Consider the following 23,299-nt stretch of genomic DNA (forward strand, 5'->3'; position numbering starts at 1 on the left):
CTGAAAATTACACCAATGCCGGGGGGAGTGGCCCTCGGGCTACGCCCTCACGCCACTCCCCCCGGCATGTAACACGATGGCCTGGTTTTACGCCGCCGAATGGCCGACTTTTGCTCCGCCGTTGACACCCAGACCGCGCACATCGATCGTCACTCCCATTTCAAGCAGCTTCCGCACCGTTGCCTGCACATCCAGCGCATCGCGCCCTAGCCGGTCGAGCGCATACAGATGCAGACTATCGCCATCGCGGATGAAGCTGAGGAGCTTTGCGAAACCGGGGCGATCCGCCGCCAGCGTAGCGCCCGACACTCCCTCATCGCTAAACTCTCGGTCGAACTGTCCGCCGAGGGCGGCGCGCTGAGCTTCAATGCTCTGCGTGTCGGAGGAACACCGATAGTAAGAAATTCGCGCCATCGCCGAGTCTCACAAGTTATTACTACTATATGAGACTGTATCGTAATCGAGTCAAATAACTTTTGATACACTCGGGCGCGGGGCTTTCCGGCTGTCTCTAAAGCTACAAATTTTGAGCCCGTGCTTTGTTCAAGCACCCAAGCGGATCGTCTTCCCCCGTCAGAAATATGCCAGCTATGAATAGGTCTCTAGTCCAATACCTGATATTCAGACGGACAAAGTTCTGCGCTATTCTTATTAAAAAACATCAGGCACTTCATGGTCATATGCTCTACACCATAAATATCTGTATAATCTACCTTGAGAATTATGACCACGAGTTTACTTCCATTCTCTTGAGAAGATACATCGTCTTCCGTTATGTGATTCCAATAATTTCTTAAGTTAAGTTTCTTTGATATGATAGATGAGCTTGCAGACTTATAGAATAAATTTTTCTTAAGTTCTTCTATAACCTTATCTCTTGTGTTCTCTATCAGAGCGTTTCCGGATATGGTGAGATCAATGGCGGGACTTGCGCCCGTGTTTGAAATTTCGACATCAGAAAAATATTTTCCTTCGTCCCCCTTTTTGAACAGCGGAAGAGCTTGGGCCAATTCAATATCAACATATGCTCGAAGCTGATTCTGGGAATTAGCCTGCGCTGTCGCCAGAGCGCCAGCAGCGGTGCGATTTGAGGCCGCTGCCTGTCGGTTGGATTCAGTCGCCTCAGTTGCTAATTTCGATGTATCTGCTTGAGCTAACTGTGCCGACCTGACGAGCTTTGCGGTATAATTGAGCGCTTCGCGGGTGTCTTGGTTGCTGTCTTCCACGACCTTCTGAGCGAACTTTAACTGCTGATCAGCAATTTGGCGGGAAACTAAAATACTACGCTGCATTGACTGCCATTGGATGAAGCCAACAACAACCGATCCAATCGTAGCGAATGCGGCAACCGCCGCCACAATGAGGGACAAGCGCTCCCCCCGTGGTATCTTTTCGAGGTGCGTTGCTTGTCTGGCTCTTTTACGATCAAACCATTCCGATAACTTGCTCATTGTACTCCCCGCGCTTTGCCGTTGATGGCATCGCTATCGAGACGAGACCACCATGTCCAATGGTGCCTGACAGGTAGATGCTACAAATTTTGATACGCGGCCTTTCTTCGCCTATCCGGATTTGCCTGATGGACGTTGGGAGCTTATTGATCCGCTCTGTCCTCTGCGTTCTGGCGCCGAGCTCGTATGTCAGGTAGTCGATCCCGACCAAGATCAACCAGAATCCACCACAAAATTCTTGCCCTGCCGTAGAATTTTCAACGAACAAACCACAGATTTTTGTGAAAAAATGTTTGCTGGACACGTTCTATTTTATGCATAATTCAAAATCACGCATGTAGGCTTGCTTGCACATGCCCCAATTGCTTTCAGATAAAGACTTCAAGCAATATTCGAGTTTTGGCTTAAGATCACTTTCACAAGCTTGATATCTAGGCGATGTAACCGTTTCGACCTCGTGAGGCACCGGTGCTGGCACAAACCACAGCCAATAAATGAATAATCCAACCAAAATCGCCGCGACAGCGAGACAACCATTTCGTCTCCAGCTTCCGCTGCGCACGGGCGCCTCGCCATCATTCGAGGTCGTCGGCTCGACAAAACGTGCTGCAGCTTCCTCTGCCGTCATTCTGGTAGAGCGCTCGTATGCCTCATGGGACAATGTGACCATGCGAGCTACCACTTCGCGCGTTTGAACGCCGTGGCGAGCGGCTATAATTGCGGCTATATGGATGTTGCGAACAGTCTGGCATTCGATATCAACATCATACGGCTTCATCCACTCGCCCTTCTTCGTTACCTTACCTGCTCGATCTAGGACGACGATCAGATGGAAGTAAATCTGCACATTAAGTTTTTAGGTCAAAATCGCCACGACTGAGGCCAGCAGAGTAGCCTTAGCAGATCGCGCGAAACAAGGTGGCTGCCCGGCAGCTATCTCCTTAAGCCCCCGCCCAATATCGCCCGTTGGCAACATTGCCGTAACGGGACCTTCCTTTTCAAGGCTCTGGCAATGCCTTAGCCGATATCCTCGCGGAGAGCGTTGAGGGAATCTGGTGGACACCGTAAGCACGTCTTCTTCCAAGCCGGACGCCAACATTTCGCCTGTTTCGTGGTTCAACTATGATGAAGGCGGGGACGCCGGGCGCCAGTTGCACCTGAACCTCGACCGCCCGGGCCTCCAGCCCGAGAAAGGCGACCGTCGCGACCCGCGCCACCATGTGCATGATTCCCCTGATGTTCGCTGTGTGTTCTAATCGTGACCGCCGCATCTTGTCGAGGGGCGGATCGAATCGGGGCGGCTTGACCCGGCGTCGTCCTCCCGCGCATGCAGCGGTGAGGGGCCGCCTGAGCGGCGGTCAGCGGGACGACAGCGAATGAGCCTGGGCGATACGGTCTTCAGCAGATGGCCGATGCTGCGCGACAAGGGGCCCGATGATTGGGCAATGTTCGCGCGCGTCCTGCAGGACAAGGGCAAGGCGGCGGATGCGCTCGATCTGGCGCTGGCCGCGCTCGACCATCCGGACTGTGGCGGCCGGTCGCGCGTCCTGGCGGGCAGGATAGTCAATGCCGGCGTACCCGACTGGCACTGGCGGCTGGTCCGCGATTCGGTGCGGAATGCGGCCTATGAGGCAGCGCTGCGGCGCGTCGTCGGCCCCGACAGCCTCGTCCTCGACATCGGTGCGGGCACCGGCCTGCTGAGCCTGCTCGCGTTGCGGGCGGGGGCCGGACGGGTGGTCGCCTGCGAGATGAACCCCGCCGTCGCGCGGATGGCGATGGCGGTCGCGCAGGCCAACGGGGTGGAGGATCGCCTGACGATCGTGCCGAAAAATTCGGCCGACCTCGTCCTGGGCAAGGATCTCGAGCGGCCGGTCGACGTGATCGTGTCGGAGATCGTCGACAATATGCTGCTCGGCGAACATACGCTGGCGGTGCACCGCGACGTCGTTCCCCGGCTGCTGCGGCCCGGTGGAAGCGTGATCCCTGCCGAGGGCCGAATCCTCGCCGCCCTCGGGCATGATCCGACGCTGGAGAGCCGGCGCATGGGCAATCATGAAGGGTTCGACCTGTCGGCCTTCAACCGGATCGCGTCGCCCTCGCACCGGATCAAGGTCGGCGACCCGTGCGTGCGACTGCTGTCCGACGTCGCCTGCCTTTACGATTTCCGCTTCGACGACCCCGGCAGCTGGGGCGCGGTTGCGACCGAGTGCCCGGTCGTCGCCGAAGCTGGCGAGGCCAATGCGATCATCCAGTGGATGCGGATCGATCTCGACCGATCGGGCGCTGCCGACGCGATCTATGAAGTCCGTCCGAGGCCCGGCGCCCATTCCTGCTGGGCGGCGGTGTCCTGGCCGCTCGTCCGCCCGATCTGCCTGCAACATGGCGAACGCCGGGCGATCGGCGCGATGCGCACCGATTCCGCGCTGTCGGTCTGGCTGGCGGGGTGACGCGGCCGGAGCGCGTCACCCTTCGGACATAGCCGATCAGCTGCTCAGAAGATCGACATTGCCGCTCTCGAACCCCGAGACGCGCACGAAGCCCAACTGGGTCGGCTGAACCCCCGGCAGGTCGATCACATATTGCTTCCAGCTGCCGGCGGGAAGCGGCTCGGGGGCGGTGAAGCTTGTCGACTGGTTGGCGTTGACGACCGGCATTCCCTTGCCATCGACCGCGCCCCATTCGATCTTCGCCTTCATGCCCGACAGGCGAGCGGCGGTGGGGTTGCCGAAGTCGAGCGTGACGCGGGTGCCGCCGGCATAGGTTTCGACCTTGGCGATCGCGACGGCGATCCGGCCCATGTCGCTCTGGAGGATGCCATAGCCGGCGGCGCCGGGCTTCAGGCTGACCGCCTTGCCGGTCTCGGCGGCGGCCTCGACCTTGGCGAGGCGATCCTCCAGCGCCTTGAGGCGCGTGTCGGTCTTCGATCCGCAGGCGGTGAGAAGGGGAAGGGCGAGCATGGCGCACAGCAACGAACGGCGCATGAGCATCTCCTGAAAAGACTGAACTGCGCGTGGCGAACGCCCGTGAAACGAAAAAGAGCCATCGGGCGAAACGAATCCTGCTATAAGGTTGGGCATAGGGCCGCCGGAGCGCGGAAAAGGGCATCATCGGGGCATTTCCACCGTCGCGGAGATTGACTCGCGCCGGCCTTTTGCCTAAGCGCGCCGACGATCAGCGGCTGCCGCGTGTCGGCGGCCCTTTTGTTTTTTGATTTGAGGCAGAGACAATGAAGCGCACTTTCCAGCCGAGCAACCTGGTCCGCAAGCGGCGCCATGGCTTTCGTTCGCGCAGCGCGACCCCCGGCGGCCGCAAGGTTCTGGCCGCCCGCCGCGCCCGCGGCCGCAAGAAGCTGTCCGCCTGAGCGATTGTCCCTACGCGGTGCTCGGGCGCCGCGCGGATTTTCTGGCTGCCAATGGGGGCAGGAGGGCGCCGATGCCCGGCTTCGTCCTGCTCGTCCGCCCGCGTGGTGACGACGACCCCCTGATGCGCCTCGGCATCACCATCACCAAGAAGGTCGGCAACGCGGTGGTCCGAAACCGGATGCGCCGCCGTTTTCGCGAGCTGGCGCGGGAGCTGTTTCCTGTCGCCGGGATCGCGGGCGCAGACCATGTGCTGATCGGCCGGGCCGGCGGCATCGAACGCGATTTCGCGCTGCTGCGCGCCGACTTGCTCAAGGCGCTCGGCAAGGTCGCGCGGTGATCGGCCGGATCATCATTCTCCTGGCAAGGGCGTGGCAGCTCGGCCCGTCGATGATCCTTCCTCCCACCTGTCGCTATATTCCCAGCTGTTCGGCCTATACGATCGAGGCCGTCTCGCGCTATGGCGCGCTCAAAGGCGGGTGGCTCGGGGTTCGCCGAATCTGTCGCTGTCATCCCTGGGGGGGCTCGGGTCACGACCCGGTTCCCTGACCATTTAAGGAATATCGGGAGTTTTTGGTGGAAAACCAGCGCAACATGATCCTCGCGATCGTACTGTCGTTGCTCGTCCTGCTGGGCTGGCAACTGGCGAGCGAGCGTTTCTTCCCCACTCCCAAGGCGCCGCCTGCGGCGGCGAAGCCTGGAGCGGCTCCAGCCACGCCGGGCGCGCTGCCGACGGCCGGTGATGCGCCGCGCGTCCTTCGCTCGCGCAGCGCGGTGCTCGGCAGCAGCCCCCGAATCGCGATCGATACGCCTAAGCTGGCAGGCTCGATCAACCTGCGCGGTGCGCGCATCGACGACATCGTCCTCAAGGCCTATCGCGAGACGGTGAAGAAGGACTCGCCGCCGGTGCGCCTGCTGTCCCCGCAGGGCTCGGCCGGTGCCTATTATGCCGGCTTCGGCTGGACCGGCGACGGCGTCGACGCGCCGGGCCCGAACAGCCTGTGGACCGCCGACCAGACGGCGCTGCGCCCCGGCCAGCCGGTCACGCTCAGCTGGAACAACAATCGCGGCCAGCTTTTCCAGACGGTCATCGCGGTCGACCAGGACTATATGTTCACGGTCACGCAGCGCCTGATCAACAAGGGCGCCGGGGTCGTGGCCGCGCGGCCTTATGGTCTCGTTTCGCGCGACGGGGTGTCGAAGGATCCTTCGACCTGGACGCTGCACACCGGCCCGATCGGCGTATTCTCGAACAAGGCCAATTATGATCTGAGCTTCGCCAAGCTCGACGAGGCCGGTTCGGCCGGTGCGCGCTTCTCGACCACCGGTGGCTGGCTCGGCTTCGGCGATAAATATTGGCTGACCGCGCTCGTCCCCGACGCGAAGGACAGCGTCGAGGCCGGCTTCCTCACCACCGCGCCGAAAGTCTATCAGGCGGTCCAGACGGGCCGTCCGCAGATCATCCGCCCCAATGCCGTCGGCACCGTGACGCAGCGCTTCTTCGCCGGCGCCAAGGAGGTCAACCTCCTCGACAGCTACGAGGAGCAGGGCGGCGTCGAACAGTTCGGCCGCGCGATCGACTGGGGCTGGTTCGAGATCATCGAGAAGCCGATGTTCTGGGTGCTCGATCAGGCCTTCAAGCTGGTCGGCAATTTCGGCGTGGCGATCATGATCCTGACCTTCCTCGTTCGTGGTCTCATGTTCCCGATCGCGCAGAAGCAGTTCCGTTCAATGGCCGGCATGCGTCGCGTCCAGCCGAAGATGAAGGACCTGCAGGAGCGGTACAAGGACGACAAGCCGCGCCTCCAGCAGGAGCTGCTGAAGCTTTACCAGGAGGAGAAGGTCAATCCGCTTGCGGGCTGTCTGCCGATCCTGGTGCAGATCCCGGTCTTCTACGGCCTGTACAAGGTGCTGATGGTGACGATCGAGATGCGTCACCAGCCCTTCGTGCTGTGGATCAAGGACCTTTCGGCGCCCGATCCTGCTCATCTGTTGAACCTGTTCGGTCTGCTCGACTTCGAGCCGCCCGCCTTCCTCGGTATCGGAGTCCTCGCGCTGCTGCTCGGTATTTCGATGTGGTTGCAGTTCAAGCTCAACCCGCAGCCGATGGATGATGCGCAGAAGCAGGTCTTCGCGCTGATGCCGTGGATCATGATGTTCATCATGGCGCCGTTCGCGGCCGGTCTGCTGATCTACTGGATCACCTCCAACTTCCTGACGATCGCACAGCAAGCCTGGCTGTACCGGCAATATCCGGTCGACCCGGTGCCTGCCTCGGCCACGGTCGTGTCGGCGACCGCGAAGAAGAAGAAGTGACCGAGGAGCTTCCCTTCGAGGAGCTGCTGGAGCCCGCGCGCAAACTGTTCGCGGGCCCGGTTTCCTTTCTCAAGTCCGCGCCGGGGCTGCAGCATCTGCCCGAGCCCGACGCGCCCGAGATCGCCTTTGCCGGACGGTCGAACGTCGGCAAGTCGTCGCTGCTCAACCGGCTCACCAACCGCACCGGGCTGGCGCGCACGTCGAACACCCCGGGGCGGACGCAGGAGCTCAACTTCTTCGACGTCGGCGCGGGCGAAGAGGGCGGCGTCCCGACTCTGCGCCTCGTCGACATGCCGGGCTACGGCTTTGCCAAGGCGCCCAAGGACATCGTCCGCAAGTGGCGCTTCCTGGTGAACGACTATCTGCGCGGGCGCGTCGTATTGCGGCGAGCGCTGGTTCTGATCGACAGCCGCCACGGCATCAAGGATGTCGACCGCGAGATCATGGACATGCTCGACAAGGCGGCGGTGACCTATCATGTCGTCCTGACCAAGGCCGACAAGATCAAGGCGAGCGAACTCGCCGCGATGACCGAGCAGACCGAGGCCGAGGCGCGCAAGCATGTCGCTGCGCACCCCCGCCTGCTGGTGACGTCGAGCGAGAAGGATTTCGGCATGGCCGAACTGCGCGCGGCGATCCTCGACGCGATCCGCTGATCCGTCTGTCTGCCCGGCCCTGCACAAAAGCGCAGGGTCTTGCATCTCTCCGCGACCGCGTTAGGCGAGGCGCGTGACCCATCCGATCGACCCGCTCGCGCTGACCCAGCGCCTGATCGCCTGCCCCAGCGTGACGCCCGCCGATGCGGGCGCGATGGCGGTGATCGCCCAGGCGCTCGAAGGGCTGGGCTTCGCCGTGCATCGCTTCGCGGCAGGCGGGCCTCCCGACGGGCCGATCGAAAATCTGTTCGCGATCCGCGGCGAAGGCGGGCCGCATTTCGCCTTTGCCGGGCACAGCGACGTCGTGCCGCCCGGCGCCGGCTGGACCGGCGATCCCTTCTTGCCCGAGATCCGCGGGGATCTGCTTTATGGGCGGGGGGCCGTCGACATGAAGGGCGCGATCGGCGCCTTCATCGCGGCGGTCGCCCGGATCGAGCAGCAGCGCGGCACGATCAGCCTGATCATAACCGGCGACGAGGAGGGGCCTGCGACGCACGGCACCGTCGCGCTGATCGACTGGATGAACGAACGCGGCATCCGTCCCGACCTGTGCCTGGTTGGAGAGCCGACCTCGACCCACCGGCTCGGCGATATGGTCAAGATCGGGCGGCGCGGCTCGGTCAACATCTGGATCGAGAATGCCGGGACGCAGGGGCATGTCGCCTATCCGCATCTCGCACGCAATCCGGTGCCCGAACTGGTGCTGGCGCTCGCCGCGCTCGAGGCGTTGCACCTCGATGACGGTAATGACTGGTTCCAGCCGTCGAACCTCGAGATCACGACGGTCGATGTCGCCAATGCGGCGACCAACGTCATCCCGGCGAAGGCGAGTGCGCGGGTGAACATCCGCTTCAACGACGAGCATAAGGGTGCCGATCTGGTCGAACTGGTGCGCGCCACCGTGCTCGCCCATGCGCCGCACGCCGAAATCCGGGCTGCGATCTCGGGGGAGAGCTTCATCACCCCGCCCGGCGATTTCTCCGCGCTGGTGTCGTCGGCGATCACCAAGGTGACGGGTCTGGTCCCCGAATTGTCGACGACCGGCGGTACCTCGGACGCGCGCTTTCTGTCGCGCATCTGCCCCGTCGTCGAGTTCGGCCTGTGCAACGCGACGATGCACAAGCTCGACGAAGCGGTGGCCGTGCCGGACCTCTACGCCCTCACCGGCATCTACGAAGAGATCGTCCGTACGGCGCTCTCCCGCTGAACCCTTAGGCGCGCTGAACGGTTGCGCGGGCAGCAGGAGCCGCTATAGCTGCCGGGCACGCGGGCGTGGTGAAATTGGTAGACGCGCCGGACTCAAAATCCGGTTCCGCAAGGAGTGTCGGTTCGAGTCCGACCGCCCGCACCAGAGCTTTCTGCTCCTTCTCCGAAGGTTCCTGCGCGACTGCGTCGCATTCCCCTCCACCATGCTTCGCATGGTCCCCCTCCCCGTGCCGGGGAGGAGCTCGGGCGTAGTGTGCTGCAAAGTTCCTCCCCGGCACGGGGAGGGGGACCGTCCGCAGGACGGGAAAGCGACGCCCTGGAAAACGGCAGCCCCCCCTTCCATCACATATGCAATATTCCCCGGAAACATTGCCATAATCCGCGATGCTGGCAAATTACATCCGCGATAAGACATAAAATTGCAGATGGAGGGATGTATGCAGCGCGGTACTGTAAAATCTGCCTCACGGACGATTCAGGTTCTCGAACTGTTCCAGCAGAAAAAGCGTCCTTTGCGACTGAACGAGATATATCGGGAACTCAACTATCCCCAGTCAAGCGCAACAAATCTTCTCAAGAGTTTGGTTGTCACAGGCTATCTCAATTATAATCGTTCGACCATGTCCTATCTGCCGACGCTCAAGGTGAGCAGCCTGGGCAGCTGGCTTTCGACGACGCTGAACAGCTATGGCGAGCTCGACCGTCTGATCCAGGATATTCACAGCCGCACCGGCGAGACCGTCGGGCTGGTGTCGCAGAATGATCTGTTCATCCAATATGTGCGCTTCGTCAGCAACGCCGATGCGCCGTTTTCCCGGCTTCAGGAACTCAACATGCCGCCGGATGAGGGCACGATGCGGTTGATGGTCGATTCCTCCGCCGGCCTCGCGATGCTCAGCCGCCTTCGCGATCGTGAGATTGACAAGATCTACCGATATTCGCGCTGTCGAGTGCCGTGATCGGCGCGGAGCAGGCGGTCGCCTGGGGTCTGGCCGCGCAAATGGCCGAGGACGATGCCTTTGACAACGAGGTGATGGCGCTGGCCCGCCAGCTGGCGACCGGCTCGATCGAGGCGCAACTGGCCACCCGGCGCCTCGTCCGCGACCCCGCAACGCATCTGGACGACCAGCTGGTGCGGGAGGCGAAGGAGCAGGGCGCTCTCGGCCGCACCGGCTATTTCCAGAACCGGCTCCGGTCTTTTTCCGCCAAGGCGTGAGAAATCGGCCTGCCGGGCTGCGAGTCGTTCTTCGTGCGCCACTGATCCATGGACGGATCGGTGAAAATGCATCCAAATTCGTTACGGTTTCTATTGTAGTTCATGGCCTTATGTGGGACTGGCAGGGTAGACGAAAGTTTGGCTCGCCGCGCGCTTTGAGCTTGCTTTACCGGGCCGATGGGCTAAACCAGACAGGTCATTAGTCAGAATCCTCCAGAGAATAACCCGGCCCATAAAGCCGGGTTATTCGTTTTTTGGCTGGAGTGATCACGGGGTCGGGCGTCGACCGCAGAGCGGTCTTTCCCTTGCGAGGCAAAGACGGCTAGGCACGGGCGATGGCGCTCTTCCTCCTTTGGCGAGAATCCCTGCAAGCGGCCGAACAGGCCGTGGCGGACGACGAATTCGACGCTCAGGCGCATATTGCCGGCGCGCTCCGCCGGGTTTCGACGTTCGAGACCGCCGCAGGGCGGTGGCGGCTGCTTTGCTGGCCGACCGCGACCCATTTTTATGAGCCGGACGCCCAGATCTGGCACGACGACGCGCTCGGTCTCTGCGTCATCCATGGCCTGATCTGGCGTATGCGTGACGGCAGGGCGGAACGGCTCGATGCCGGGGCGGTGGCAGAGCTGCTCCGCCAGCCCGGCGACAGCTTTCCCGATGATGTCGCCGGCGAATATGCGGTGGCGCGTGTCTTTGCCGATGGCAGCCTGGTGGCCTTCTCCGACCGAGCCGGCTTGCATCAGCTGTTTCGCGGGCGCGACGGGCAACCGCTGTTGTCCAACCGTGCCTCGCTTGTCGCCGATCGGCTCGGCGACCGCAGCCCCGATCCGACGGCGCAGCGATGGCTGGCCGCCATCGGCTATCGCGCGGGTACGGCTACGGCTTTCGCCTCGGTCGCCCAGATCGGACAGGGCCGGACGCTGACGATCGACGCCGACGGAGCGCGAGAAGAGGGCGAGCCGTTCGATGGCTTCGGTCTACAAGGCCCGCGGGGCTGGTGTGCGGACTATGATGAAGACCTCGATTGCGGCATCGCCCAGGCGCAGGCGGCGATCGGCCTGGCCATTCCTGAAGACGGGCCGGTCGATCTGCCGATCACGGGGGGCAAGGACAGCCGCGTCGTGCTCGCGCTGTGCCTGGCAATGGGGCTGAAACACCGGCTCCGGCTCTTCACGCGCGGCTATGAAGGCCATCCCGACATTGCCGCCGGAAGGGCCATCGCCGAGGCGCTGGGCTTGCCCCATCGCCGCGAAGCCCCGCATGGCAGCGACGAGCCAGCCTTCTGGTCGTGCGACCGCTTCTTCGCGAAGCTGGCCGCGCAGGCCTGGCAGACCGACGCGATGGTGGGCGGGTGGGACCTGATTCTCGGACAGTCGCTAGGGCGCGAGACGTTGATCAGCGGCCATATGGGTGAGGTGCTCAAAGCCTATTCGAAGAAGAAGCTCCCCGACGGAAGGCTCGATCCCACCGCCATGGTACGGCTGCAGGCCCCGTTCGACCCGATGGATGTGCTTCTGCCCGAAGCACGCGCCGCGTTGGAGGCGGAATTGTGCGCGCAGATGGACGAGGCGCGCACGGCGGGAGCGGTCGAGGCGGATCTTCCCGATCTCTTTTACTTCCGTAACCGTCTTCCCAACTGGCTCGGCGCGATCCGCGCGATCAAGTCGTTCGAGCGTCAGCCGGTCGTGCCCCTGGGCGCGCCTGCTCTGCTGGATCTGGCCTTTCGCCTGACGCCGGAAGAGCGTGCCCGTGAACTGCTCCATTATCGCATCATCGAACGAACCGCGCCCGAACTCCTGCCGCTGCCCTTCGCATTGCAGACGTGGGATCCTGCACTGGGCGAGGGCGTAGCGCGTCCCGATCCGATCCTGCCGACTGCCGGGGCGCCTCCGGTCTTCGGCAACTGGCAATATTCGCTGAACCACAATGTCACGATCCGCGCGGCTCTCGCACGCCTTGTCGAGGCGAGGCCTGATCTGGCGCTCTGGACCTCGATCGACCGCGATGCGCTGCTCGACCGGTTGCGCCATCGGCGGTTCGCCATGTTCGATGCGATCAGTATGCTCGGCATCGTCGTCGCCCTGTTGCACGAAGCCGGGCTGACAGTGCCCGCGCGTCTGGGGGAAGAAGGCGGAAGCAATGGCGGAACGACAGCCTTGGGCGATCTCGCCGAATTGCCGAAGGTCGACGGCCATCTCGACGCCGTCGTCGAGGAAGGCGATCATCTACGCTTCGATGGCTGGGCTTTTTGCGGGGCCTGGCCGGGCGCCCAGCCCGCGATCGAAGTCAGGGTGGGCGGAGAGGTGCGCGCGACGGCGGCAGCGTCGAATGACCGTCCCGACCTCATCCCGCACGGGATGGGCGATGGCCGTCACGGCTTTTCGATTGTCGTGTCGCGCGATCTGCTTCGCCCGCTGGTCGATGAATCGGGACAGGTGGAGGTGGTGCTGACGCCCTTCGACAGCGAGGGCGAGATCGCCCGCCGGATGGTCCGTCCATGAGCCGGGCCATACTCGTCATCGGCCAGAGCCACGTCGCCGCGATCCGCTCGGCCGCAAAGACGCGGCGGGAGGCCAATCCCGACCGGCCCCGCACGCGTGTCATCCACACACTGGAAGAGCGTTATGCCCCGGAGATGATCGGCGTGGGCGAAGATGCGCGCTTCTCGCCCGCGCTGGAGGAGGCGATCCGCGATCAGATCGCGCGCCACGATCCGATCCGGGCGTCGGTCAGCGGCGGCAATGTCCACAATGGCTTTGCCCTTATCCGGCACCCCCGGCCATTCGATTTTCTGCTCTCGACCGAGGCTGGGCCGCGGCTCGATCCTGCTGCCGAACCGATCACCGAGGCGATGATGCAGGCCGCGCTCGAAAGCGCGCTCGACCACGACCGGGCGCGCCTGCGGGAAGTCGCGCGGATCATGGGGCCGGGCGTGATCCAGGTCGAATCGCCGCCGCCGCTGGCCGATGACGTGCAGATCGCCGCGCTCGCCGACAGCTATTTCCGCGACCGGGGAATCGCCGCGCAGGGCGTCGCGCCCGCCCCGCTTCGCTACAAGATGTGGCGGCTCCATTCGCGTATCGTTGCGGGCTACTGCGCCGAACTCGGCTTCCGCTATCTGCCTGTCCCGACCGAGGTGCAGGATGAGCAGGGCTTTCTCCGGTCGGAACTGGCGGGCGACGCCACCCATGGCAACGAAGCCTATGGCGAGGCGATCATCAGCGCATTGGAGGCGATGTGAGCGACCATCCCTATCGCAGCCTGCCCGCAGAGGCCTATTGGCGCCGCGCCATAGTGGGGCAGGGCCCCGCGATCGACCCGGTCGCCGGGCCGTTCCTGCGCCTCGATCCGACCGACAAGGTGGCGACGGCGGGCAGCTGTTTCGCCCAGAACATCGCGCGCTACCTGAAGCGCAGCGGCTTCGGCTATCTCGTCAGCGAGACGGCGCACCCGATCGTCCCCGCAGCGGTGGCAGAACGCCATGGCTATGGGCTGTACAGCGCCCGCTACGGCAATATCTACACCGCGCGCCAGCTGCTCCAGCTGATCGAGCGGGCCTATGGGCGGTTCGTGCCGACGGTCGATATCTGGGACGCGCCGGGCGGGGGCGGGCGGGTCGTCGATCCCTTCCGGCCGACGGTCGAGCCCGAGGGCTATGCGAGCGAGGCCGAATTGCACGCCGACCGCGCCTGGCACCTTGCCCGCGTGCGCGCGATGTTCGAGACGCTCGATGTCTTCGTTTTCACTCTGGGCCTGACCGAGGCGTGGGAATCGGTCGAGGACGGGGCGGTCTATCCGGTCTGCCCCGGTGTGGCGGGCGGACGCTTCAATCCGGCCGCGCATCGATTTCGCAATTTCCGGGTGTCGGAGATCGTCGCCGACCTGACCGCCTTCGTCGCGGCGCTGCGGGCGGTGAACCCGTCGGCGCGGGTCATCCTGACCGTGTCGCCGGTTCCCCTGGTCGCGACCGCCAGCGGCAACCATGTGCTGAGCGCCACGACCTATTCCAAGTCGGCGCTGCGCGCGGCGGCACAGGAGGTCTGCGAGGACCTGCCCGAGGTCCATTATTTCCCCTCCTATGAGATCATCATGGGGGCACCGGCCGGCGCGCGCTATTTCGCCGAGGACATGCGCAACGTGACCGAAGAAGGCGTGGCGCACGTCATGTCAGTCTTCCTGCGCCACGCGGCCGGGATCGAGGCCGGACCGGCGACTGCGCCGCTACCGTCCGACGCGCGCGAAGAGGACGAGACGCTGAGCGCCGCGCGCGACTGGGTCCGGTTGATGTGCGACGAGGCGCTGCTCGACGACCCGGGCGACTGAGGCTCAGAGCTTGCGGGCGACCAATGTGTTGCCCGCTGCATAGGCGGCCTTCGCCCGGTCTGGCAGGGCGGCGAGCACCCGGCCCCAGAAGGGGCCGCCCGGCGGCTGGTCGAGCAAGGCGCCGACGCTCATGGCGCGGACTTCGGCGCGCAATGCGGGATCTTCGATCGCTTCGATCAGCCCCGTCAGCTGCCAATGAAGCGCATGGTCGGGCGTCTGATTGCCTTCGGTGGCAAGGTGCAGGCGCTCGAAACCGGCGTCGAACAGCCGGGCAAGGCCCTCGCGCGTCGCGTTGAAATAATGCGAGGGATAGCCGTGGACCGGCACGAGGAAGGGATAGTCGATGAACACCCGTCCGCCGGGCTTGAGCATCCGCCGGAACTCGGCTGCAGCCTCCCAAGGCGAGTCCATATGCTCCATCACCGCAAAGCAGCCGATCCCGTCGAGCGAGGCATCGGCGATCGGGTAGCGGCAGGCCGGCTCCATCACGATATCGGCGCTGCGCGAGGGATAGACCTCCAGATAGAGGCAATTGTCGAAGGTTCGCGTACGCCGCCCGCAGCCGACGTCGAGATAGAGACCCTGCGGATCGGCCCGCACCGCCTCGACGAAGAGGCCCAGTCCGGGATTGGCGGATTCGTCGTCATAGTCGCCAAGATCGTGGCTCGCCCCGCCATAGGTGACAGGGAAACTGTCGGCGGCCCCGACGAAGCGGAAATCGCCGCCTGCACCGCGCGATGCGTCGAGGATCGGCGCAAAGCGGGCATATTTCGCCTCGGCCCGCGTGCCCGCCAGTCCGGCGGCGGCGCGGGTCAGTTGCTTGCGTCCCTCGCGTCGGCCGTGTCGCTCGAAATGCTTCCACGCATCGCCCCCCGCCGCGACGTGGCGCGCGACGTCGGCATTGGCCGCGAGATAGAGCTCTTCGACGAAATTCTCGTCGGTGGCCGGTTCGAACCGCGTGGGATCCTGCATCGCGCCTGCCTATCGCCATCGACGGGCGAGGGCCAGTGCCGAACGGTGCGCGCGCGGCCTCTGTCCTTTCCGGGCATCTCCGGCTAGTCGTTCCGACCGACAATCAGGGAGACGAGATTGCCTGCCGAAACTCGCCAGCCGCGCATAGCCATATTGATCCTGGGTATGCACCGCAGCGGGACCTCGGCTCTGACCCGCCTGATCGGTCATCTGGGGGCTGCGTTGCCCGCCGATGCGATCGAGGCGCATGCAGACAATGCGCGCGGCTATTGGGAATCGGCGGCGGTGGTGAAGGCCGGCGACCAGTTGCTCCGCGTCGCGCGGTCGAGCTGGTTCGACGTGCGCCCGCTCGACCTGTCGCGGCTCGAACCCTCGGCGCTCCGTTCGCGCAAGGATCGGCTGTGGGAGGCGGTGGTCGCGGCGTTCGGCGACGCCGCGCTGATGGCGGTCAAGGATCCGCGCCAGTGCCGCTTCGTGCCGACCGTCGTCGAGACATTGGCCGAACATGGCGTGGCGAGCCGCGCAGTGCTGATGCTGCGCGATCCGGCGGCGGTGGCGCGCTCGGTCGCCCGCCGCGACGGCACCACGCCAGCCTTCGCCCAGTTGCTCTGGCTGCGGCATATGATCGAGGCCGAGCGGGCGACGCGTGGCCTGATGCGTGTGGTCGTCGACTATGATGCGATGCTCGCCGACTGGCGCACGACGGCCTCGCGGCTACTGCCGCTGACGGGCGCCGACATGCTCCAGGGCGAGGCAGCGGCGGCGATCGACGCTTTCCTCGACCCTGCCCTGCGCCACCATGTCGGCGGCGCAGAGGAGCTGGCAGCACCCCTCGGTCCCATCGTTGCGGCGGTTCGCGACGCTATCGCCGCGCTGGCGCAGGACGATGGAGACGCGGCACGCACCCGGCTCGACCAGGCCTATGCGCAACTCGACGCCATGCCCTGGCTGATCGACGACATCATCCATGACGAACTGCGCCATCGCCGCGTCGGTGGTACAGCCGAGCCTGAAGCTGTGACCATCGCCCCCGCGCCGGTCGTGCCCCGCCCGTCCTTGCCCGCGCCGGACCCCGCGCTGGCCGATTCGGTGGCGTTGATCCGCGAGAGCGGTCTGTTCGACGGCGACTGGTATCTCGCCACCTATGCCGATGCGGCGGAGGCGGGGATGGACCCGATCGAGCATTATCTGACGGTCGGTGCGCCGCAGGGGCACAAGCCCAATCCGCTGTTCGACACCGCCTTCTATGCGCGGCAGATGGCGCGGCGGCTGGCGGCGGCGGGGGTGTCCGCATGAAGAGTGCGATCGTCCTCCACCTTTTCTACCCCGACGTCGCGCTCGAGCTGATCGACCGCGTCGCGCCGCTGGCGGATGACGTCGATCTGTTCGTGACGCACAGCGTTGCCCTGACCGACGAGGTGCGCGCGGCGCTCGATCGACTCTCCCGGCCGGCGCGCATCGTCGAGGTCGCCAATCGCGGTTGGGACATCGGGCCGCTGTTCGAGCTGCTGCCGCTGCTGCGCGCCGAGGGCTATGAGCTGGTCGGCAAGCTCCACAGCAAGAAGGGCGGATCGGGCTATGCGCCCGAATGGCGCCAGCTGGCCTATGACGGGATGATCGCGGATGGCGACCTGGTCGGCCGCATCCGCGACGCCTTCGCCGCCGATCCGGGCCTGTCGCTGCTGGGGCCGCGCCGGCTCTACAAGTCGGTCGCCAGCCATATGTTCCGCAATGCGGAGCTGCTGTCCGATCTCGCCCCGCGCCTCACAGCGCCGGCCTATCCGCCCGCCGACTGGGGTTTCTTCGCCGGCACCTTCTTCTGGGCGCGCCTGTCGCTGCTCGAAAAGGTCGCGTCGCTCGCCGACTTCCGCGATGCCTCGCCCAACCAGGATCGCGACGGGGCGCTCGGCCATGCGGTCGAGCGGCTGTTCGGCCTTGCCCCGATCGGGCTCGGCGGCCGGATCGGCCTCGTCGAGGATGGTGCGATCGAGATCGTGCAGGCGCCGGGATTGCCCTCGCACGAGCCCGTGATCCAGACGCTGGTCGACGCGGCCGGGCTGTCGACGGGACCGGTCGACGACGCGCTGTCGGCGCTGATCGCCCGGCACAATCCGCTGATCGACTATATCCGCCACGGGCGCGAGGCTGACGCGCTCGACCCCAATCTCTATTTCTCGTCGAGCTGGTACAACAGCATCCATGCCGATGTGCACGCAGCCGGCATGCTGCCGCTGCATCACTATATCCATTACGGTGCCGCCGAGGGCCGCTCGACCGGGCCGCTGTTCGACGGCCAATATTATCGGCGAAGCTATCCCGACGTGCAGGGCGATCCGCTGCGCCATTTCCTCGAAACGGGGGCGGCGGAGGGGCGGGTGGCGATCCCGGTCAGCCGGCCCAGCTACGAGACCGGCGACGAACGTCCGCGCCGCTTCTACCGTCATTTCGACATCGTCCGTGAGGAAGCCTTTCTGCGCTCGATCGCGGCCCTGCCGGACGATGTCCGCGCGCGGGCCGATGCGACGCTTGTCAGCGTCGTCATGCCGGCCTGGAACCGGGCAGACCGCATCGCAGCGGCGATTCGGTCGGTGCTGGCACAAAGCCACGGCCATTTCGAACTGCTCGTGGTCGACGACGGCTCGACCGACGGCACCGCCGAGATCGCGGCGGCCTTCACGAGCGACCCGCGCGTCCGGCTGATCCGGGGCGCCCATAGCGGGGTCAGCGCCGCGCGCAATCTGGGGCTGGCCGAAGCGCGGGGCGAAATCGTCGCCTATCTCGACAGCGACAACAGCTGGAAGAGCTGGTTCCTCGACGTGATGACGCTGTTCATGACGGCGGAAGGGCTCGACACGGCCTATTCGGGCATCGCCCTGCGCGACGAGCTCAACCAGCTGACCGGCTATCGCGGCGACGATTTCGACTGGGATGCCTGCCTCGCCGAAAATTATGTCGACCTCAACGCCTTCTGCCACCGCCGCGCGCTGGTCGACAGCCATGGCGCGTTCGACACCAACCTCCGCCGGATGGTCGATTGGGACCTGATCCTGCGCTACGCCAAGGGGCGCGACGTCGGCTACGCGCCTTTCGTCGGGTGCGAATATCATGATGCGCGCGGCGATACGGGGCGGATCACGGTCAGCCAGCCAGCAGCCTTCCAGGCGCTGGTGCGGACCAAGAACCGGCTCGGCCTGCCGACGGGCGCCGACGCGCATGACCTGGCGGCGGCGCTGCGCCTGAACGTCGCAATCAAGATCGCCGCGCCCGAGGAAGAGAAGGCCGCCTGGGGCGACTTCCACTTCGCCGAGAGCCTTGCCGCCGCGATCGAGCGTCTTGGCCACAGCGTGCGGATCGATTTTCGCGGCCAGTGGCACGGCCATTCGATCGCCAGCGAGGATCTGGTGATCGTACTGCGCGGCCTGATCCCCTATGAGCCGCGCCCCGGCCAGATGGCGTTCCTGTGGAACATCAGCCACCCCGATCAGGTCGGCTTCGACGAATATGACCGCTACAGCCGGGTCTATGCCGCCTCTGCCTCGACCGCAGCCCTGCTGGCGCCGATCGTCCGGCCGCCGGTCGTCCCGATGCTGCAGGCGACCGACCCGGAGCGCTTCCACCCGCTGAAGGAGCGTCCCGAGGCGCCCGATGTGCTGTTCGTCGGCAATTCGCGGGGCGTCGATCGGGCCATCGTCGGCTGGGCGATCGAGGCGGGGCATCCGCCGGCGATCTACGGCGACGGCTGGACCGGGCGGGTGCCCGACGTTCTCGTTCGCGCCGCCAATGTCGACAATCGCGACCTCGGCCGGCTCTATGCCGGGGCGGGCGTCGTGCTCAACGACCATTGGGAGTCGATGCGCGCCTTCGGCCTGTTGTCCAACCGGCTGTTCGACATAGTGGGCGCCGGGGGCAGGGCAGTGTCCGACGCGGTCCCGTCGATGGCGTCGGTGTTCGGCGATGCGGTGCGTCAGGTCGACAGCGCGGCGGAATGCCGCACGGCGATCGACGAGATGCTGTCGACACCGCGCGACGAAGCTGCGCTGGCCCTTGCGGCGGCCGAGGTCCATGCGCGCCACAGCTTCGACGCACGGGCGCGGACCTTCATCGCCGATGCCTTCGCGATCCTCGGCCTGCCCGCGCCCTTCGCGGTGGAGCCACAGCCGAAGGACGCGCGGCTGGCGGTGCACATCGTCGCCCGCCACAGTGCGATCGGGCCGCAAAGCTCGGCCTTCATCCGGCTCGTCGCACCACTGACCGACGAGAGTGTTGCCGGCCGGCTGCGCCTGACCCTCGGATCGCCCGACGACCCGCTGCCCGACTGCGACGTCTGCATCGTGCAGCGTACTGCGCTGCCCACGGTCGAGGCGGTCGACGCGCTGGTGCGTCAGCTGGGAGCGATCGGGGCGGCGCTGGTCGTCGATGTCGACGACGCCTTCCGGCTGATCGGCCCCGATCATCCCGAACATGAATTCTACCGGCCCTATAACGCTGCTCTCGACCGGCTTGTGGCTGCGGCGGCGGAGACCTGGTTCTCGACTCCCGAGCTGGCCGAGGCTTATGCCGCGCTGGCGCCGCGATCGGTGATCGTGCCCAATGCCATCGACCCGCGTCTGTGGCGCGACTGGCGCAAGCCGCGCCCGACGCCTTTCGTGGGGCCTAAGGTGCGGATGCTCTATATGGGCACCCATACCCATGGTGCCGACTTCGCGCTGGTCAGGCCGGCGCTCGACCGGCTCTTTGCCGAGCAAGGGAATGCGTTCGACGTGACCCTGATCGGCGTGGCATCCGATGTCGAGCCGGCGCCCTGGCTTCACCGGCTGTCGCCGCCCGCCGAAGCCGTCAGCTATCCGCGCTTCGTCCGCTGGCTGCGCGAGCAGGAGCCGTTCGATCTCGGGCTCGCGCCGCTCGTCGACACTGCGTTCAACCGCTGCAAGTCGGACATCAAGGCGCTCGATTATGCCGCGCTGGCTATGCTGCCGCTGGTGTCGGATGGGCCGTCCTATCGCGCCGATACCGCGCTGGCCCGCCATCTGGTCCTGGTTGGTGACGAGGGCTGGTACGACGCACTGTGCGCTGTCCTCGATGATCGGGCAGGCGCGGCGGAGCGGGCGAGGGCGCTGCACGACTGGCTCTGGTCCAACCGGGTGGTCGCGAAGGGGGCTGCCTCGCTTGCGGCACGGCTCGAGGCCTATCGGCGCTGAGCGGCGGATAGCAGGGACGGCCACTTCGTTCATGCGGGGTAAGGCTGCCGAGGGCAGACAAGCCTCGGATGGTGCAGGAAAGGACGATCGATGAAGCCTTGGCCCCTGATGACGCTCGCCGCCCCGGTGCTGCTCGGTGCCGGGTCCGACATGCCGAAGCTCGGCAAACCGATCGCCTGCACGCTGGGCAAGGATTGCGCGATCCAGAACTATACCGATCTCGATCCGGGTCCTGCCGCCAGCGACTTTCGCTGCGGCAGCCGCACCTATGACGGGCACAACGGCACCGACTTCCGCCTGCACAGCATGGACCAGCAGCGTCGCGGGGTCGCGGTGCTGGCAGCCGCCGACGGCAAGGTGCTGCGGGTGAGAGACGGGGTGCCCGATGTTTCGGTCAAGGAGGCCGGGCGGAGCGAGGCGGTAGCGCAGGCCATGTGCGGCAATGGGCTCGTCATCGAACATGAAGGCGGGCTCGAGACGCAATATTGCCATATGGCGAAGGGCAGCATCGCCGTCCGGCCGGGCCAGCAGGTGAAGGCAGGCGAGCGGATCGGTCGGGTCGGCCTGTCGGGCAACACCGAATATCCGCACCTCCACATGACGGTGCGCAAGGACGGCAAGGTGGTCGACCCCTTCGCTTATGGTGCGACGGCCGGGCAGTGCGGCGGTGGGCGTTCGCTGTGGTCGGCGGACAGTGGTCTCACGGGAGCCTATCGACCGGGCGAGGTGCTGCTGACGGGCTTCGCGACCGGCCCGGTCACGATCGCCTCGGCGCGCGAGCATGGCGAGGCGCAGCAGCCTGCCCCCGACAAGTCCGCGCCCGCACTGGTTGCCTTCGTCCAGGCGATGGGGCTCAAGGCCGGAGACGTGCAGCGGCTGATCGTGACCGGCCCCGACGGCAGCGTGGTGGCGGACAACCGCGCCAGGCCGCTGGAGAGCGACAAGGCGGAATGGTTGATCTTCACCGGCCGTAAACGCCCTGCGACCGGCTGGCAGGCCGGGCGGTACGAGGCACGCTATGAGGTCGTGCGCGGCGGCAAGCCGCTCGTCTCGGAGCGTTTCTCCGTGACGCTCTGATCGTCCATCGGCTATCCGGTCGCACGAGGGGACATATCGTTCCCGATCGACGCCGAGAAGATGGAAGCCGATGCGCATATTGATCGTCCACCAGAATTTTCCCGGCCAGTTTCCGGCCATCGCCGATGCGCTGGTAGCGCGGGGCGACGAGGTGGTGGCGCTCGGCAGCACCAGTGCCGCCGAGCGTCCGGGCGTGCGGCTCGTCCGCTGGACGAACAATCGCGGGACGACCCAAGGCATATTGCCGATCGCGGTACGCGCAGAGGCGGATCTGATCCGTGGGACGGCGGCGGCGCAGGCGGCGACGCAGCTGGCGGCAAGCGGTTTTCGGCCCGACGTCATCATCGGCCATCCCGGCTGGGGCGAGACGATCTATCTGCGCGAGATCTTTCCCGAGGCAAAGATCGTCCTGTTCGGCGAGCTATTCTACCGGACCCATGGTGCCGACATAAATTTCGACAGCGAGTTCGAGACGCCCGATCTGCCCCAGATTCTGCGGACCCACGCCAAGAACGCTACTCAGACACTGGCGATGACCACCGGCGATCTGATCATCTCCCCGACCCAGTTCCAGGCCTCCACCTATCCCGAGATTTTCCGGCCGATCCACCGCGTGCTGCACGAGGGTGTCGACCTGTCGGCGGCCCGCCACAACCCCAGGGCCGTCGTCCGTTTGCGTGACGGGCCGGAGCTTCGGCCGGGCGCGCCGGTGATCACCTTCATCAACCGTAATTTCGAGCGGCTGCGCGGCTTCCATATCTTCATGCGCGCGCTGCCCGAATTCTTCCGGCAGGTGCCCGAGGCCCATGTGCTGGCGATCGGCGCCGACGGAACCGGCTATGGGGGCGCAAGGGCCGATGGCAAGCATTGGCGCCCTGCCATGCTGGAGGAAGTCGGGAGCGGCGTTCCCGAGGGGCATCTGCATTTTGTCGGCCGGGTCGATCACAAGGCGATGATCGACATCCTCTCGGTCGGTGCGGCGCATGTCTATTATACCTACCCCTTCGCTTTGTCCTGGTCTCTGGTCGAGGCGATGGCGTGCGAATGCCTCGTGCTGGGGTCGGACACCGCGCCGGTGCGCGACGCGATCACGAACGGCATCGAGGGCGTCCTCAACGATTTCTTCGACGTGGACGCGCTCAGCGCCGCCATGGTCCGGGCCGTTCGCGAGCCCGAGACATTCGCCGACATGCGCCAGGCTGCCCGCGCGACGGCGCTGGCGCGCTTCGACCGGGAGAGCGTCGGTGTGCCGGGCTGGCTTCGCCTGATCGACGAGATTGCGGACGGGCGGATCGCGGCCGAGCTGGCGGAAGTTGGCGGAGCGTAGAATCAATCCGTCGGCGCAGTCACCGGTGGCGGGACAAACAAAAAGGGGGCAGCCCTGCGGCCGCCCCCCGTTCGATACCTAGCGGGTCCGATCAGCCTGCGAGCTGATAGAAATCCTCGGAGACGAAGCTGGCCGTCGTCACGCTGGTGACGCCGTTCAGCGCGATCACCGACGTCGCCGAATTGGCGCCGCCCGATC

The 23,299-nt window shown here is 65.2% G+C and carries 21 protein-coding genes and 1 tRNA gene; 17 read left to right on the forward strand and 5 right to left on the reverse strand.

The window, feature by feature from the left end; all coding sequences use genetic code 11:
- Positions 1–87 precede the first annotated feature (87 nt).
- The 3 genes from KAY22_RS10325 to KAY22_RS10335 all read right to left on the reverse strand — a co-directional run bounded on the left by KAY22_RS10325 (position 88) and on the right by KAY22_RS10335 (position 2,229).
- Positions 88–414 carry a recombinase family protein gene (locus KAY22_RS10325; RefSeq protein WP_296622991.1) on the reverse strand — a complete coding sequence of 109 codons (327 nt, stop codon included), beginning with the start codon at positions 412–414 and terminating at the stop codon, positions 88–90.
- A gap of 188 nt (positions 415–602) precedes the next feature.
- Positions 603–1,451 (reverse strand): hypothetical protein, encoded by an 849-nt coding sequence (locus tag KAY22_RS10330; RefSeq protein WP_296622993.1) that lies wholly within the window; start codon positions 1,449–1,451, stop codon positions 603–605.
- A gap of 307 nt (positions 1,452–1,758) precedes the next feature.
- A complete protein-coding gene (locus KAY22_RS10335) occupies positions 1,759–2,229 on the reverse strand; it encodes a hypothetical protein (RefSeq protein ID WP_296622996.1) in 471 nt (156 codons plus the stop codon).
- A gap of 598 nt (positions 2,230–2,827) precedes the next feature.
- On the opposite strand from KAY22_RS10335, the gene KAY22_RS10340 reads away from it, so the two are divergent.
- Entirely contained in the window at positions 2,828–3,898 is a 1,071-nt protein-coding gene (locus tag KAY22_RS10340) for a 50S ribosomal protein L11 methyltransferase (RefSeq protein WP_296622998.1), read from the forward strand.
- 36 nt (positions 3,899–3,934) lie between these two features.
- Here the strand turns inward: KAY22_RS10340 and KAY22_RS10345 are convergent, their stop codons facing one another.
- Complete coding sequence (locus KAY22_RS10345) at positions 3,935–4,432, reverse strand: DUF3251 domain-containing protein (protein WP_296623001.1); 498 nt, start codon at positions 4,430–4,432, stop codon at positions 3,935–3,937.
- A 245-nt stretch (positions 4,433–4,677) separates the two neighbouring features.
- Between KAY22_RS10345 and rpmH the strand changes: the two genes are divergently transcribed.
- The 12 genes from rpmH (at position 4,678) to KAY22_RS10405 (ending at position 14,527) form a co-directional block, all read left to right on the forward strand.
- Positions 4,678–4,812, forward strand: a complete 135-nt coding sequence (gene rpmH / locus KAY22_RS10350; protein ID WP_012049799.1) for a 50S ribosomal protein L34 — start codon at positions 4,678–4,680, stop codon at positions 4,810–4,812.
- Positions 4,813–4,829: 17 nt separating this feature from the next.
- Positions 4,830–5,150, forward strand: a complete 321-nt coding sequence (rnpA, locus tag KAY22_RS10355; protein ID WP_296623003.1) for a ribonuclease P protein component — start codon at positions 4,830–4,832, stop codon at positions 5,148–5,150.
- Positions 5,147–5,359 carry a membrane protein insertion efficiency factor YidD gene (yidD, locus tag KAY22_RS10360; protein ID WP_296623005.1) on the forward strand — a complete coding sequence of 71 codons (213 nt, stop codon included), beginning with the start codon at positions 5,147–5,149 and terminating at the stop codon, positions 5,357–5,359. Before rnpA ends, yidD begins: the two co-directional genes overlap by 4 nt.
- A gap of 27 nt (positions 5,360–5,386) precedes the next feature.
- The gene (yidC, locus tag KAY22_RS10365; protein ID WP_296623007.1) at positions 5,387–7,126 is read left to right on the forward strand and encodes a membrane protein insertase YidC; all 1,740 of its coding nucleotides are present in this window, start codon (positions 5,387–5,389) and stop codon (positions 7,124–7,126) included.
- On the forward strand, positions 7,123–7,782 hold the full coding sequence (yihA, locus tag KAY22_RS10370; protein ID WP_296623011.1) for a ribosome biogenesis GTP-binding protein YihA/YsxC: 660 nt from the start codon (positions 7,123–7,125) through the stop codon (positions 7,780–7,782). The genes yidC and yihA overlap by 4 nt, the downstream gene beginning before the upstream one ends.
- 73 nt (positions 7,783–7,855) lie before the next feature.
- Complete coding sequence (gene dapE / locus KAY22_RS10375) at positions 7,856–8,989, forward strand: succinyl-diaminopimelate desuccinylase (RefSeq protein WP_296623013.1); 1,134 nt, start codon at positions 7,856–7,858, stop codon at positions 8,987–8,989.
- Positions 8,990–9,048: 59 nt separating this feature from the next.
- Positions 9,049–9,133 (forward strand) — tRNA-Leu (locus tag KAY22_RS10380).
- Between the two features lie 280 nt (positions 9,134–9,413).
- Positions 9,414–9,947, forward strand: coding sequence for a helix-turn-helix domain-containing protein (locus tag KAY22_RS10385; RefSeq protein WP_296623033.1), 534 nt, complete (start codon positions 9,414–9,416; stop codon positions 9,945–9,947).
- Positions 9,944–10,204 (forward strand): hypothetical protein, encoded by a 261-nt coding sequence (locus tag KAY22_RS10390; protein ID WP_296623015.1) that lies wholly within the window; start codon positions 9,944–9,946, stop codon positions 10,202–10,204. Before KAY22_RS10385 ends, KAY22_RS10390 begins: the two co-directional genes overlap by 4 nt.
- Positions 10,205–10,539: 335 nt before the next feature.
- The gene (locus KAY22_RS10395) at positions 10,540–12,705 is read left to right on the forward strand and encodes a hypothetical protein (protein WP_296623017.1); all 2,166 of its coding nucleotides are present in this window, start codon (positions 10,540–10,542) and stop codon (positions 12,703–12,705) included.
- Complete coding sequence (locus tag KAY22_RS10400; RefSeq protein ID WP_296623019.1) at positions 12,702–13,445, forward strand: hypothetical protein; 744 nt, start codon at positions 12,702–12,704, stop codon at positions 13,443–13,445. Before KAY22_RS10395 ends, KAY22_RS10400 begins: the two co-directional genes overlap by 4 nt.
- The gene (locus KAY22_RS10405) at positions 13,442–14,527 is read left to right on the forward strand and encodes a GSCFA domain-containing protein (RefSeq protein WP_296623021.1); all 1,086 of its coding nucleotides are present in this window, start codon (positions 13,442–13,444) and stop codon (positions 14,525–14,527) included. The genes KAY22_RS10400 and KAY22_RS10405 overlap by 4 nt, the downstream gene beginning before the upstream one ends.
- Before the next feature lie 3 nt (positions 14,528–14,530).
- On the opposite strand, the gene KAY22_RS10410 is transcribed toward KAY22_RS10405, so the two are convergent.
- On the reverse strand, positions 14,531–15,499 hold the full coding sequence (locus KAY22_RS10410) for a methyltransferase domain-containing protein (RefSeq protein ID WP_296623023.1): 969 nt from the start codon (positions 15,497–15,499) through the stop codon (positions 14,531–14,533).
- Between the two features lie 117 nt (positions 15,500–15,616).
- On the opposite strand from KAY22_RS10410, the gene KAY22_RS10415 reads away from it, so the two are divergent.
- From KAY22_RS10415 to KAY22_RS10430, 4 genes are all read left to right on the forward strand, one after another.
- Positions 15,617–16,795 carry a sulfotransferase family protein gene (locus KAY22_RS10415; protein WP_296623025.1) on the forward strand — a complete coding sequence of 393 codons (1,179 nt, stop codon included), beginning with the start codon at positions 15,617–15,619 and terminating at the stop codon, positions 16,793–16,795.
- Entirely contained in the window at positions 16,792–20,697 is a 3,906-nt protein-coding gene (locus KAY22_RS10420) for a glycosyltransferase (protein WP_296623027.1), read from the forward strand. The genes KAY22_RS10415 and KAY22_RS10420 overlap by 4 nt, the downstream gene beginning before the upstream one ends.
- A gap of 90 nt (positions 20,698–20,787) precedes the next feature.
- A complete protein-coding gene (locus tag KAY22_RS10425) occupies positions 20,788–21,774 on the forward strand; it encodes a M23 family metallopeptidase (RefSeq protein WP_296623029.1) in 987 nt (328 codons plus the stop codon).
- A gap of 70 nt (positions 21,775–21,844) precedes the next feature.
- Entirely contained in the window at positions 21,845–23,101 is a 1,257-nt protein-coding gene (locus KAY22_RS10430) for a glycosyltransferase (protein ID WP_296623031.1), read from the forward strand.
- Positions 23,102–23,299: the final 198 nt, after the last annotated feature.

Origin of the sequence: Rhizorhabdus sp. (assembly GCF_018006725.1) — a bacterium.
Taxonomy (GTDB): Bacteria; Pseudomonadota; Alphaproteobacteria; order Sphingomonadales; family Sphingomonadaceae; genus Rhizorhabdus.